Genomic DNA, 12,787 nt, shown 5'->3' with positions numbered 1-12,787 from the left:
CCGCGCGCTCCGCGCCCCGGCGCCCCGCTGTCTCAGCGCCGGATGTGCCCGTCCCCGGTGACGATGTACTTGGTGCTCGTCAGCTCCGGCAGCCCCATGGGCCCCCTGGCGTGCAGCTTCTGCGTGGAGATGCCGATCTCCGCGCCGAAGCCGAACTGTCCGCCGTCGGTGAACCGCGTCGAGGCGTTCACGGCGACCGTGGTGGAGTCCACCAACTGGGTGAAGCGGCGGGCCGCCTGCTGCGAGGTGGTGACGATGGCCTCGGTGTGGCCGGAGGTCCACAGCCGGATGTGTTCGACGGCCCGGTCGAGGGAGTCGACGACCGCGGCGGCGATGTCGTAGGAGAGGTACTCCGTCTCCCAGTCCTCGGGCGTGGCCTCGACGACGGTGGCCTTGGAGTCCTTGGCGAAGGCGAGGACGCGCTCGTCGGCGTGCACGGTGACCCCCGCGTCCGCGAGGGCGTCCAGGGCGCGCGGCAGGAACTCGGGCGCGATGTCCTGGTGCACGAGGAGCGTCTCGGCGGAGTTGCAGACACTGGGCCGCTGGGCCTTGGAGTTGATCAGGATGTCGATCGCCATGTCGAGGTCGGCGTTCGCGTCGACGTACACGTGGCAGTTGCCGGTGCCGGTCTCGATGACGGGGACGATGGACTCCTGGACGACCGTACGGATCAGCGAGGCGCCGCCGCGCGGGATGAGGACGTCGACCAGACCGCGGGCCCGCATCAGCTCGCGCACCGACTCGCGGCCCTCGCCGGGCACCAGCTGGACGGCGTCGGCGGGCAGTCCGGCGCCTCCCACGGCGTCGCGCAGCACGCGGACGAGGGCGGTGTTCGACTCGAAGGCCGAGGAGGAGCCGCGCAGCAGGACCGCGTTGCCGGACTTCAGACAGAGGGCGGCGGCGTCGACCGTCACGTTCGGGCGGGCCTCGTAGATGATGCCGACGACACCGAGCGGGACGCGGACCTGGCGCAGGTCGATGCCGTTCGGGAGGGTGGAGCCGCGCACGACCTCGCCGACCGGGTCGGGCAGCGCGACGACGTCCCGTACGTCCGAGGCGATGGCGCGGACGCGCTCGGGCGTCAGCGTGAGCCGGTCGATGACGGTCTCGCTGGTCCCGGCCTCCCGGGCCCGCGCGATGTCCTTCGCGTTGGCCGCGACGATCTCGCTCGTACGGACCTCCAGCGCGTCCGCGATGGCGAGCAGCGCGTCGTCCTTCTCGGCCCGCGGCAGCGGTGCGAGGTCGGCGGCAGCGGCCTTGGCGCGGTAGGCGGCCCGGGTGACCGGAGACATCGAGTCGTACGGCGAGAGCGTGGTCATATCGGAAGGGTAGTGCGCCCGACGTGTCCGGCCGGCCGTCGTCCCACACCCCGAGACACCCTCAAAAGGGATGAACTCCCACCGGAGTGGCCGGAAGCGGCCCGTACCCCTCGGCGATGCGCTGGTGGTAGGTCTCGCGGTCGATGACCTCCAGGCCGACGATCTCCCAGGGCGGGAGCTTGGCGGTCTGCCGATGCTCGCCCCACAGGCGCAGCGCGACGGCCGCGGCGTCGTGCAGGTCGCGGGCCTCCTCCCAGTAGCGGATCTCCGCGTGGTCGTTGGCGTACCGGCTGGTCAGCAGGAAGGGGTGGTCGTGGGCCAGCTGTTCCAGTCCGCGCCGCACCTCCTTCAGCGGGGCCTCGCCGCCCGAGACGCTCAGCGTGACGTGCCACAGCCGCGGCTGGTCGGCCGGCTCCTCGCCCTCGAAGGTGTCTCCGGCCGCGACGCTCGTCAGGGCCCGTTCCTCGCCCGCCGCACGGGACGGGGCTCCCCCCACTCGGGCGGAGCCGAGCGTGGGGGACGCACCGCCGCGCGACGCCGCCGCCCCAGGGCGCACTCGTCTCACGACGGCCTCCTTCACGCAATGGTGGTCACACGACCTCGGGCTCTCCCTGCAACAAAGTTGAGCAGGTGGGGAGCGTCCGCGTGGCGCTTTTACGGAGTTTCACCGCGCCGCGACGGGCGTCCGCGAAACGTTCACACCAGTTTTCGGCCGGGGTGCGGGGATTGGCCCCCGGGTCGTACACCGGCGCTACGGCGCACGGGTGCCGCGGACAGACGTCCTACGGAAACAGGAGCACCAGGTCGTCGCGGTGGACGACCTCGCGTTCGTAGGCGGGGCCCAGTTCGCGCGCCAGCTCGCGGGTGGAGCGGCCGATGAGCTGGGGGATCTCCTTGGCGTCGAAGTTCACCAGACCCCGCGCGACGGCGCGGCCGCCGCTGTCGCGCAGCTCGACGGGGTCGCCCGCGGCGAAGTCGCCCTCGACGGCGGCGATGCCGGCCGGCAGCAGCGAGGTGCGCCGGTCGACGACGGCGCGCACGGCCCCGTCGTCCAGGACGATCGCGCCCCGCGGGGTCGAGGCGTGCTGGAGCCACAGCAGCCGGTCGGCGGAGCGCTTGCCGGTGGGGTGGAAGTAGGTGCCGGTGTCCCCGCCCGCCAGGGCCTCGGCGGCGTGCACGGCGGAGGTGAGCACGACGGGGATGCCCGCGGCCGCCGCGATCCGGGCGGCCTCGACCTTGGTGACCATGCCGCCGGTGCCGACGCCCGCCTTGCCGGCGCTGCCGATGTCGATGTGCGCGAGGTCCTGCGGTGCGCGCACTTCCGCTATCCGCGAGGTGCCGGGCCGGCCGGGATCGCCGTCGTAGACACCGTCCACGTCGGAGAGCAGGACCAGCAGATCGGCGCGGACGAGGTGGGCGACGAGGGCGGCGAGCCGGTCGTTGTCGCCGAAGCGGATCTCGTCCGTGGCGACCGTGTCGTTCTCGTTGACGACCGGCAGGGCGCCCATCGCGAGGAGCTTGTCGAGGGTGCGGGCGGCGTTGCGGTGGTGGGCGCGACGGCTGGTGTCGTCGGAGGTGAGGAGCACCTGCCCGACACGGATGCCGTGGCGGGCGCAGGACGCGGTGTAGCGGGCGACCAGGAGGCCCTGGCCGACGCTGGCGGCGGCCTGCTGCCGGGCGAGGTCCTTGGGGCGGCGGCGCAGGCCGAGCGGGGCCAGACCGGCGGCGATGGCGCCGGAGGAGACGAGGACGATCTCCTTCTCGCCGCCGCTGCGGTGCTTGGCGAGCACGTCGACGAGGGCGTCGACACGGTCCGCGTCGAGGCCGCCGGCAGCCGTCGTCAGCGAGGACGAACCCACCTTGACGACCATCCGGTGGGCCCGCGTCACAGCCTGCCGTACCGCTGCCGCCCGCCCTGCCGCGTACCCTTCCGCGTTCCCTTCCGCCTGCCCTGCCACCTGCGGTGTGTCCCCTCGCGTCGGTCCGGTTCGTCCCGCCGGGCAATCTACGCGAAGGGGCCGGGCATACGCCTCCCGGTCCAGTTGGCGGACGCCTCCGTGTAGTCACCCGCTCACGGTTCGCGCATGCGGAAAAGGTTGTACAGGTTCCTCATGGAACTTAAAGAGGGCGCAAAGATAAGTTGAACGTTGTGGCACCTAATGTTCATCCAGTGAAGCGCATACTCCTGAGATCAGGGAAAAGCCCGTACGACGCCGTTCCCGTGGAGCAGGCCCTCCACCAGGACGTCTTCGCCACCAACTCGGGCAACCTGATCTTCAGCGACGCCGCGCACAAGATCCTTGAAACCCCGGACACGGAGGTCGTGTCGAACGGCATCCGCACCAACGTCGCGGCCGCGGGCCGGATCAACGAGGAATACGACGCGTTCGTCGTACCGCTGGCCAACGCCTTCCGGCCCTCGTTCGAGCCCCAGCTGAGGCGTCTGACGCAGCTCATCAGCAAGCTGCGGATCCCCGTGGTCGTTCCGGGGATCGGCGCGCAGACCGGCTTGGACTACGACCCGGCCCGGCTGAAGCCCATGGAGCCGGCCGTACGGGAGTTCGTCGCCGCGGTTCTCGACCGCAGCGCGTCCATCGGGGTGCGCGGCGAGTTCACCGAGCGCTATCTGAAGGACATGGGCTTCGGCGACGTCGAGGTCATCGGCTGTCCGTCCATGTTCATGTACGGCAAGGACCTCGACGTCCGCAAGGGTGCTCCCGCGCTGGGTCCCGAGTCCCGGATCGCGGTCAACGGTTCGCACAGCGCGGTGAAGTCCCAGGGCCTCGACCAGGTGATCCGCAAGACGCACACGCGCTATCCGCACCTGCGCTTCGTCGGACAGAACCTGAGCGACGCCCGCCAGCTGCACTGGCGCGACCTGTCGGACCCGAACGGCTCCGTCACCGCGATGCCCACCCACCCCGACCACCCGATGTACCGCGAGGACAAGGTCCGCGTCTACATCGACCCCGTCACCTGGATCGACGACCTGCGGGACTTCGACTTCTCGTTCGGCTCCCGCATCCACGGCAACATCGCGGCACTCCTCGCGGGTACGCCCGCGACGGTGCTGTGCGGCGACTCGCGCACCCTGGAGCTGTGCCGCTACTTCGACATCCCGCACCGCAGGATCAACGCGCTGCCGCGGGATCTCGACCCGGCCGAGCTGTACGCGGAGGCGGACTTCGGCGCGCTGACGGGCGGCCACCAGGAGCGCTTCGAGCGCTTCACGGGCTTCCTGGACCGCAACGGCCTGCGGAACACCTTCACGCACGGGGACGGGGGCGCCGCCTACGACAAGCGCATGGCCTCGCTCACCTTCCCGGCCGGGATCCGGCCCTGGAACGACGCCGACATCACCTCGCTCACCACCCGGTTCGGCTGGCTGCAGACCCGTATCACCGAGCTGTCCGCGGACAACGCCAAGCTCAAGCGTGACCTCGACCGGGCCCGGAAGGGTGCCCCGAAGGCCCCGGCGCAGCCCGCTGTCCCGGCGCGCTCCGTCTACCGCATGGCGCGCCGCGCGGTCGGGCGCCCGTTGCGCAAGGCGCTGCAGTCGGGCCGCCGCTGACCTCCGCCCACCCTCGCGGGGTGCGCACTCCCCCGGTACGCGCCCCGTCGACGCCCGTTCCGTACGCCCGCAGGGCGCCGGAACGGGCGTTTCGCGTCATCCCTCCACGTGGCGGGGTCCCAGCACCCTGCGGGCCACCCGGCGGGCGGTGCGCATACCCGGGAAGTGGGCGGCCGGCGCGAACTTGAAGCTGTCGATGGCGACCGTCTCGCGGCTGGTCGGGATGAACCAGCCGTCCGGAATGGGCGCTTCCTTGTCACGGAAGTGCGGGTAACCGAGGTACGCCTTGCGGCTGCGCGGATCCACGTGGAGCGCGGGCGCCTTCTTCTTCCTGAGGAACTCCAGGAGGTCGACCAGGAGATCGGCCCGGCCCAGTCCGGCCAGGTTCACCCGCAGCCGCTCGTTGACCTTGAGACGGTCGGCGACGCCCTCGGTCCAGTACGCGTCGATCAGCGGCTTGGCCAGTTCGAGCTTGTCGCGCCTGACCTCCTCGTCGTCCCTGAGGAAGACGGGACCGAACTGCGGGAGCAGGGTGACGAGGAAGGGCCGGACCATCAGGCCGTCACGGCGCTTGCCCGCGGGCACGTGCTCGGCGATCAGCCCCATCAGGGCGCGGGCGGAGTCGAAGCGCAGCCGGTAACCGCCGCTCTTGGTCACATGCTTGCCGTCCTCACGGCCGACCAGGTAGTAGCAGTCGTAGTCGGCGACCACGGAGACACCGTCGGCACGGAGGTACGCCTCCATGGTGAACAGGGCGTCCTCGCCGGTCTTCAGCGACTCGTCGAAGTGCATGCCGTGCCGGGTGAGCAGCTCGCGCCTGAAGAGCTTCTGCGCGCTGAGCGTGAACTTGATCTGCGAGGAGAACACGTCCGTGCGGGGCAGGGTCTTGCCCCACATCGACTTCGGGGCGTTGCGGTTGACCCCGATGACCTTGCCGAGCACGACGTCCGTGCCCTGCGCGTCGGCCATGGCGACCATGCGCTCCAGGGCCTCCGGGCCCAGGTGGTCGTCGGCGTCGAGGAAGAAGACGTAGCGTCCGCGGGCCTTGTCGAGGCCGACGTTGCGCGGACCGCTGGGGCCGCCCGAGTTGGCCTGCCGGATCACGGTGACCGCCATGGCGGTGCGCTCCGCGAACTCCTCGAGGTGCTCCCCGGTGCCGTCCATCGACCCGTCGTCGACGGCGATGACCTCGATCCGTTCGGGACCGAGGGTCTGGTCCTCCACCGACTGCAGACACTTCACCAGGTAAGGCATGGCCTCGTACGCCCCGATGATCACGCTCACATCAGGCTGCGTCACTGTCACGTTTCCCCATCGTCATCAGAATATTTCCCCCGCATCACCGGAAGGACTACATAGAAGACGGACAGAAACGCCGATCGGTTGCCTGGCAAGCCCTCAAGTGTGACGCGCTTCACAGAGAGAAGCCCGGCTCCGAGGTGTATTTCGGAGCCGGGCTCTGTCACACGCGCGCGGACGACCGGGGGCCGGCCGGCGGCGAGGGGACGATCAGATCACCCCTTGACCGCCGCACCGCCCGTCTCGCCCGCCGTGGCGGCCCGCTGACCGGGCACCGCGCCCGCCGACTCCGCGGCGGCGGCCGCCGCTCCGGCCCGCTGGCCCTGGTTGCGCACCCGGGACTTCTCCGCCAGGGCACGCACCGCGCCGTTGAACTGGTCGATCGACGTCGGCTCGTCGGGGCCCAGCAGATACCGCTTCAGCTCCCGGCGGTCGGTGGCCAGCGCGTCCGCCGACGGGTCGACGACCCCGGCGAGCAGCTCGTCCAGTTCGGCGGCCGAGTTGGAGAGGATCACGGCGGCGCGCACCGCGGTGTTCTGCCGCTTGAACTCCTCGACGCCCAGCTCCGCGGAGTCCGTGACCGCGTACGGCTTGCCGCTCGCGATGAAGTCGGAGACCACGCTGGATATGTCCGAGACCATCGCGTCGGAGACGTTGAAGCAGTCGTACAGGCGGGGCTCGGCGCCGGTGATGACCCGGTGCTCGGCGCTGCCGAAGGAACGCCAGTAGGCGTCGTTCCACTCGGCGCGCAGCCGGGCGACCTCGGCGTGCGCCGCGAAATCGACCACGCCGTCACGGGTGGCCTCGGCGTCGTCGCCGCTCTCGGCGACACCGGTCAGCTGCTCGATACGGGCCGCGACCCGGGCCAGCTCGGCCACGGCGGCGCTCTGGGCCGCCGCGTCGCCGGTGAAGCGGGGGTCGGCGGTGCGCTCGGCGGCCGCCTTCTCGACCAGCGCGACGATCCTCTCGTGCGCGGCCTTGGCCCGCGAGCTGCGGGTGCCGGTGAACGGGTGCGGCTTGTAGAGGACACGGACGGGCGGATCGGCCCGCACCAGGCGACGGACGATGTTCTCGCCCGCAAGCAGGATCGAGGTGTTGCCCGGGTTGTCGTCCCAGCCCTCCCACGTGGGGGCGTACAGGATCGTCGGGCAGCGTCCGTCGGCGGCGGCGCCGGGAAGTCCGTCCGGCGCGCCCTGCCAGGTCCGGATCGGCGCGAGCTGCGGGCGGCCGACCTCGGCGATGTCGTCGTCACGGACGCCCACATCGGCGATGGCGTAACGGTCACGGCCCGCGCGGCCGGCGGTCCACACCTCGTCGTACACCTTGCTGAACGGGTTGACGCTGGCGAGCTTGTCGCTGTCACCGTGTCCGATGAAGACGTGCTTCATGGTGGGCACTCGCAGCATGTGGATGTTCTTGCCGACGTTCGCCGCGTAGAGCGTGACCCGCACGGTCGACAGGTCCATGTTCATCAGGTGCACCCCTCCGGGCACGCAGATGACCGGCACCGTGGTGGGTGCCATGCGTTCCAGGACGGACCGCTCGCGAAGGATGATCAGCGGCCGGGTGTCCAGCAGCTCCATCGTCTCGAGCCACATGTTGACCTGGTACGCGGAGTCCTTGGAGCCCGAGAAGTAGAGCAGCGTCTCCGGGCGGTACGCGCGCAGCCAGTCGTCGAGGCCCGCCAGAACCTTACCGGCGTTCGGCGGGATCCTCCGGCCGCGCACGAAGGGGACGAGGGCCACGACATAACCGAGCGCCAGCAGCAGCGTCACCCCGATGCCCACGTAGCCGTAGACGTTGTCGTCGGTCGCCGCGGAGACGAGGAGGCCGGCCACGGCCACCACGTCGAGGTGGAGCATCTTCTCGGCGGCCCGGGAGAGCAGGCGGCGCGGCGGCGCGTCCGGGATACGGACACGCGGGTCCAGATCGACGTTGCGGGCGGCTATGGGCAGCTTGCGGCGCAGCGCGATCAGCGTGACCAGCGCGCCGTGCGGTGCCTGAAGGCCGAAGAAGGCCAGGAAGCACGCAATCGCCGCGTTGAAGAGCATGCTGGTGGACAGGTCGAGCCGCGCCAGGAGCAGGACGAGCAGCAGCTCCCGGATCAGGAACCTGATGGACACACCGGCCCGCACCTTGTCGAGGCGGTTGACCAGATAGCTGCCGCGCCGGTGCAGATAGTGGTCCGTCAGGTACGTCACGGCGGCCGCGGCCGCGAAGGCGTCGACGCTCGGCAGGAGCGCGGCGAGCATCAGGCAGGGGAAGCCCAGCATCATGAGGGCCGCCGCCGCCAGCTCGGTCGCGCTGCCCACACGGGCCACGCGAATAGCGGTGGAAATCACGGAGAAACCTGCTCTTGAGGGGTGAGTGCCGGTTTGATACCAAAAGTTTTTTTGATACCGAGATGAACCAGAAACGGAAAAGCGAACCCTACGGACTCAGGCCCTTGTGAATTCGCGGCGAACACGCGGACACAAGGGCCTGAATTCCAAAAGACTATTCTTTTTGATTATGCCACGCCGTCCTGGCGGTCCAGGACGCTCGCCAGAGCCGCCTCGAAACCGGAGGCGCGGCCCGCGCCCGCCGTCGGGTCCTGCTGCCGTACGTCGATGACGTGACCGGTGAGTTCGGAGAGCAGCACGTCCAGTGACGTGTGCGCGACGGCCTCGGAGGACAGCAGCGAGCCCGCGGGCTCCTGGCCGAACGCCTTGGTGCGCATGGGGGTCGCGGTGCGCTCGGGGTTGATGCAGTTGACGCGGATGCCGTCGCCGGCCCACTCGTCGGACAGCGCCTGGGTGAGGTTCACCATGGCGGCCTTGGTGGAGGAGTAGAGGCTGTACTCGGCGCGGCCGCGGGTGTAGCTGCTGGAGGTGTACAGCAGCAGCTGGCCCCTGGTCTCGGCCAGGTACTTGTACGAGGAGCGGGCTATCTGCACCGGCGCGAGGTAGTTGACCTTCAGCGCTTCCTCGATGGTCGCGTTGTCCGTCTCGGCGAGCTTGCCGATGCGCAGCACGCCGGCGGTGTTGATCACGTAGTCGATGCGCCCGGTCTCCGCGTACGCCGTGGACAGCGCGTCGTCGACCTCCTCGGGGTTCTCGACGTGCGTGCCGGTGGTCGAGCGGCCGAGCGCGTAGGTCTTGGCCCCGTAGCCCTCGGCGAGCTCGGCTATGTCCTTGCCGATGCCGTACGAACCGCCGAAGACCACCACGGTCTTGCCGGTGAGCAGCTCGCGGTAGGCGGCCTCGTCGGCCTGCTCGGGCGCGGCGGTGGAGGCGAGCTGGAAGAGCTTGTCGGCGATGAAGACGTCGACGGGCTGGGTGACCTTCATGTTGTACTCGTCACCCGCGACGACGTGGATCGGCACGTCCGGCAGGTACCTGAGCACGACCGAGCAGTCGTCGGTGGCCTGGAAGTTGGGGTCACCGGCCGCGACCTCGTACGCACGGCGGATCGTGGACAGCTTGAACGCCTGGGGCGTCTGGCCGCGGCGCAGCCGGGAGCGGTCCGGGATCTCGGTGATGAACTCGCCGTCCTCGCCGTGGGTGCGGGTCACGATGATGGTGTCCGCGGACGGGATGGCGACGTCCACGGCCTGGAAGCGCTCCAACGCGGTCACGCAGTCGTCGATCACGCGCTCGGACAGCAGCGGGCGTACGGCGTCGTGGAACAGGACGTTCGCGTCCTCGCCCTCGGCCAGGCCCTCACCGAGGGCGGCGATGGCGCGCTCGGTCGTCTCGTTCCGCGTCGAGCCGCCCTCGATCACCTTGGTGACCTTCTTCAGCCCCGCCTTCGCGACGATCTTCTCGACGTCCGGGACATAGCCCGGGGCCATCAGCACGATGATGTCGTCGATCGAGTCGGCCTGCTCGAAGGTGGTCAGCGTGTGCTCGATGACCGCCTTGCCGGCGATCTTCAGCAGCTGCTTCGGAATCGACAGACCCACGCGCTGGCCGGTACCGCCGGCCAGGATCACTGCGGTGGTACGGGGCTTGGCAAAGTGCTCAGACACAGGCGACCTACCTTGGGACGACAGGGAACCCAGGAATGGTCCCACTTACGGTTACCGCCATGCAAGGCGAGCGCCGCCTACTGCATATGTGCGCGCAACCAGTTATTCACCTTTCATGCAGGCCACTTCGAGAGTGCCGGATGAATTGTCCGGATTTGCTGTGAGTAACTGCACACGTCCCGCCCGGGATTCTTACCTTCGCTTCATGCGCTTGCGCATCAGGTGACCCAGGACACGGACGAGTTCCCCCGCCGGCGTCCGATGAACCGGTCGGACCGCGGGAGCGTACGGGGACTTCGGGGCGCCCGCGGCGACCGCTCCGTACGGCGCCCGGTCGGCCCTACGCGCGCCGATGGCCCCGGCCGTCGCCAGGGCCCACACCGGAGTACTGATCCGTACCTCCGCCGACGGCTGACGGCTGACGGCTGACGGCAGGAATTCCTCATCGCCGGGACCGCGCCGTTGCGCACGAGTTTCGAATGGATCCCGTACGGAAGTCCATTTCCGTGGAATTCCCTGGCGCGTATGCGCCGTATTTCGTTCCCGGCCGGCGCGAGGGAACGATCGGCAGTGTCCGGGACCTCCATCAGGAGACCGCGGGGCAATCCGAGCGGGGATGCGAAGGTGTGCGTCGGGCCGTGTGGACGGGCGCCGGGCCGTGTGGACGGGCGCCGGGCCGTGTGGACGGGCGTCGGGCCATGTGGACGGGCGTCGGGCCGTGTGATCCGGGCGCGAACCCCGTCCACGGGCCGCGCCCGGATCACACGAGCCGTACGCCCGGATCCCCCGCCTCGACCCGCATACGGGCCAGGGTGCGGGAAGTGGCATCCGGCTTCAGCACCGTGGCCGGGACGCGCACCTGGGCGTCGATGCCGTCCGGCCGGATGTCGAAGAGGTGGTACCCGCGGTGGGCGTCGATGAACTTCCAGTGCGGATTGTCCGGCATCCGCGCCTTCCACTCCCGCTGGAAGACCGCCAGGTCCTGATCGCCGCCGGTGGAGATGGAGGTCCCGACGAATTCGGCGCCGACCACGTCGGAGCGCGGGTCGGCGAAGTCCTTCTTGAGGTCGCTGATCATCGTGTAGTGCCGGTCGCCGCTGAGGACGACGGGATTGCTGACCGTCGCGAACTCCCGCATGAGGGCGTTGCGTTCGGCCTGGTAGCCGTCCCAGGCGTCGTAGTACCAGAGCTTGCCCTTGCCCACCTGGAGGTCGGTCTCGGCCATCATGATCTGGGAGGCGACGATGTTCCAGCGGGCCGGCGAACGGCGCACCCCGCCGAGCAGCCACTTCTTCTGCGCCGCGCCGAGCATGGTGAGCGAGGGGTTCTTGGCGCCCGCCTGGCTGGTCACCTGGTTGCTGCGGAACTGCCGGGTGTCGAGGACGTTCAGCCGGGCGAGGCGTCCGAAGTCGAGCCGCCGGTACATGGGGATGTGCGGCCCGTCCGGAATCGCGGTGGCCCGGACCGGCATGTGCTCGTAGTACGCCTGGTAGGCGGCGGTCAGCCGGGCCACGAACGCCCGGTGGGTCTGCTTGTCCGGGTCCTGCGGGACCTCCCCCGCGAAGTCGTTGTCGACCTCGTGGTCGTCGAAGGTGACCACCCAGGGAGCGTGCGCGTGCATCGCCGCGAGGTGCGGGTCGGTGCGGTACTGGGCGTACCGGTTGCGGTACTGGACGAGGGTGTGCGGCTCCCCGGTTCCCTCGTGCCGGCGCACGGCCGTCGCCGACGGCGCGGACTCGTAGATGTAGTCGCCGACGAACAGGACGACGTCGGGGTCCTGGCGGAGCATGTCGGCGTACGGGGTGAAGTAGCCGTGCTGCCAGTTCTGGCAGGAGGCGAGCGCGAGGCGCAGCGAGCCGCCCGCGCTGAAGGAAGGCGGCGCCGTTCGGGTGCGGCCGGTCGGCGAGAGCCGGCCGCCGGCTCGGAAGCGGTACCAGTACACGCGGTCCGGGCGCAGCCCGCGGACGTCGACGTGAACGCTGTGGCCGTACTCCGGACGTGCCTGGGCGGTGCCGCGGCGCACCTGCTTGCGGAAGCGGGCGTCCTCGGCGATCTCCCAGCCGACCTCCACCGCACGGTCGGGCATGCCGCCGCCGTTCAGCGGGTCGGGGGCGAGCCGGGTCCACAGCACGACGGCGTCCGCCAGCGGGTCGCCGGAGGCGACGCCGAGGCTGAACACGCCGTCGGGGAGCGGGGGTACGGCCGAGCGCGCGGTGCCGGGCACCCAGAGCTGGGCGGAGGCGGCGGCGCCCAGCACAGCGGCCGAGGCGGTGAGAAAGTGGCGACGATCGCGTGAGACGGCTCCGGACATCGGCGAACTCCCCTGCGTCGGTTGCCTCTTGGACACCGACAAGCCCACAGGGGACAGCGGCCCACCTCTTGAACAGGGCGCATCACAGACATGACAAGTGCGCGAGCAGCGAGCGCCCCACCGCGCCGGGCGACTCCGCCGTTCCCTGCGCGGACCTCAGGGGAGCCCGCAGACGCTTCGGGGTGCTCGAGAGCCCGCCGGTGAACCAGCACGGGCGCGGAGAGGAAGATCCTCTCCGCGCCCGTGGTGCGGTGTTCCGGCCGATCGGCCGGTCGCCT

At 70.2% G+C, this 12,787-nt stretch carries 8 protein-coding genes; 1 reads left to right on the top strand and 7 read right to left on the bottom strand.

Translation table 11 applies throughout. The annotated features are described in order from the left end of the window. Positions 1-32: 32 nt before the first annotated feature. The 3 genes from ACFVTC_RS07455 to proB form a co-directional block, all read right to left on the bottom strand. Entirely contained in the window at positions 33-1,319 is a 1,287-nt protein-coding gene (locus ACFVTC_RS07455; protein ID WP_390124920.1) for a glutamate-5-semialdehyde dehydrogenase, read from the bottom strand. Between the two features lie 61 nt (positions 1,320-1,380). Beyond that, a complete protein-coding gene (locus tag ACFVTC_RS07450; RefSeq protein WP_390124917.1) occupies positions 1,381-1,884 on the bottom strand; it encodes a hypothetical protein in 504 nt (167 codons plus the stop codon). A 217-nt stretch (positions 1,885-2,101) separates the two neighbouring features. Continuing rightward, positions 2,102-3,190: a glutamate 5-kinase gene (gene proB, locus ACFVTC_RS07445; protein WP_390125482.1), complete on the bottom strand. Its 1,089-nt coding sequence runs from the start codon at positions 3,188-3,190 to the stop codon at positions 2,102-2,104. 299 nt (positions 3,191-3,489) lie between these two features. Between proB and ACFVTC_RS07440 the strand changes: the two genes are divergently transcribed. Beyond that, positions 3,490-4,890, top strand: a complete 1,401-nt coding sequence (locus ACFVTC_RS07440) for a polysaccharide pyruvyl transferase family protein (protein ID WP_390124913.1) — start codon at positions 3,490-3,492, stop codon at positions 4,888-4,890. 96 nt (positions 4,891-4,986) lie between these two features. On the opposite strand, the gene ACFVTC_RS07435 is transcribed toward ACFVTC_RS07440, so the two are convergent. The 4 genes from ACFVTC_RS07435 to ACFVTC_RS07420 all read right to left on the bottom strand — a co-directional run bounded on the left by ACFVTC_RS07435 (position 4,987) and on the right by ACFVTC_RS07420 (position 12,509). Further along, positions 4,987-6,195, bottom strand: a complete 1,209-nt coding sequence (locus ACFVTC_RS07435; RefSeq protein WP_390124910.1) for a glycosyltransferase family 2 protein — start codon at positions 6,193-6,195, stop codon at positions 4,987-4,989. Positions 6,196-6,404: 209 nt separating this feature from the next. Continuing rightward, positions 6,405-8,531, bottom strand: a complete 2,127-nt coding sequence (locus tag ACFVTC_RS07430; RefSeq protein ID WP_390124907.1) for a hypothetical protein — start codon at positions 8,529-8,531, stop codon at positions 6,405-6,407. Between the two features lie 167 nt (positions 8,532-8,698). Then, positions 8,699-10,198, bottom strand: coding sequence for a D-ribitol-5-phosphate cytidylyltransferase (locus tag ACFVTC_RS07425; protein ID WP_390124904.1), 1,500 nt, complete (start codon positions 10,196-10,198; stop codon positions 8,699-8,701). A gap of 760 nt (positions 10,199-10,958) precedes the next feature. Next, positions 10,959-12,509, bottom strand: coding sequence for an alkaline phosphatase D family protein (locus tag ACFVTC_RS07420; RefSeq protein ID WP_390124901.1), 1,551 nt, complete (start codon positions 12,507-12,509; stop codon positions 10,959-10,961). Positions 12,510-12,787: the final 278 nt, after the last annotated feature.

This window comes from Streptomyces sp. NPDC057950 (assembly GCF_042887295.1).
GTDB lineage: Bacteria > Actinomycetota > Actinomycetes > Streptomycetales > Streptomycetaceae > Streptomyces > Streptomyces kaempferi.
This window is presented reverse-complemented; position numbering and strand designations above follow the sequence as displayed.

What these genes read in the sequence shown, in the direction of transcription:
- proB (WP_390125482.1), bottom strand. Translation starts at nt 3,190, where the DNA reads ATGGTCGTCAAGGTGGGTTCGTCCTCGCTGACGACGGCTGCCGGCGGC.
- ACFVTC_RS07420 (WP_390124901.1), bottom strand. Translation starts at nt 12,509, where the DNA reads ATGTCCGGAGCCGTCTCACGCGATCGTCGCCACTTTCTCACCGCCTCG.
- ACFVTC_RS07455 (WP_390124920.1), bottom strand. Translation starts at nt 1,319, where the DNA reads ATGACCACGCTCTCGCCGTACGACTCGATGTCTCCGGTCACCCGGGCC.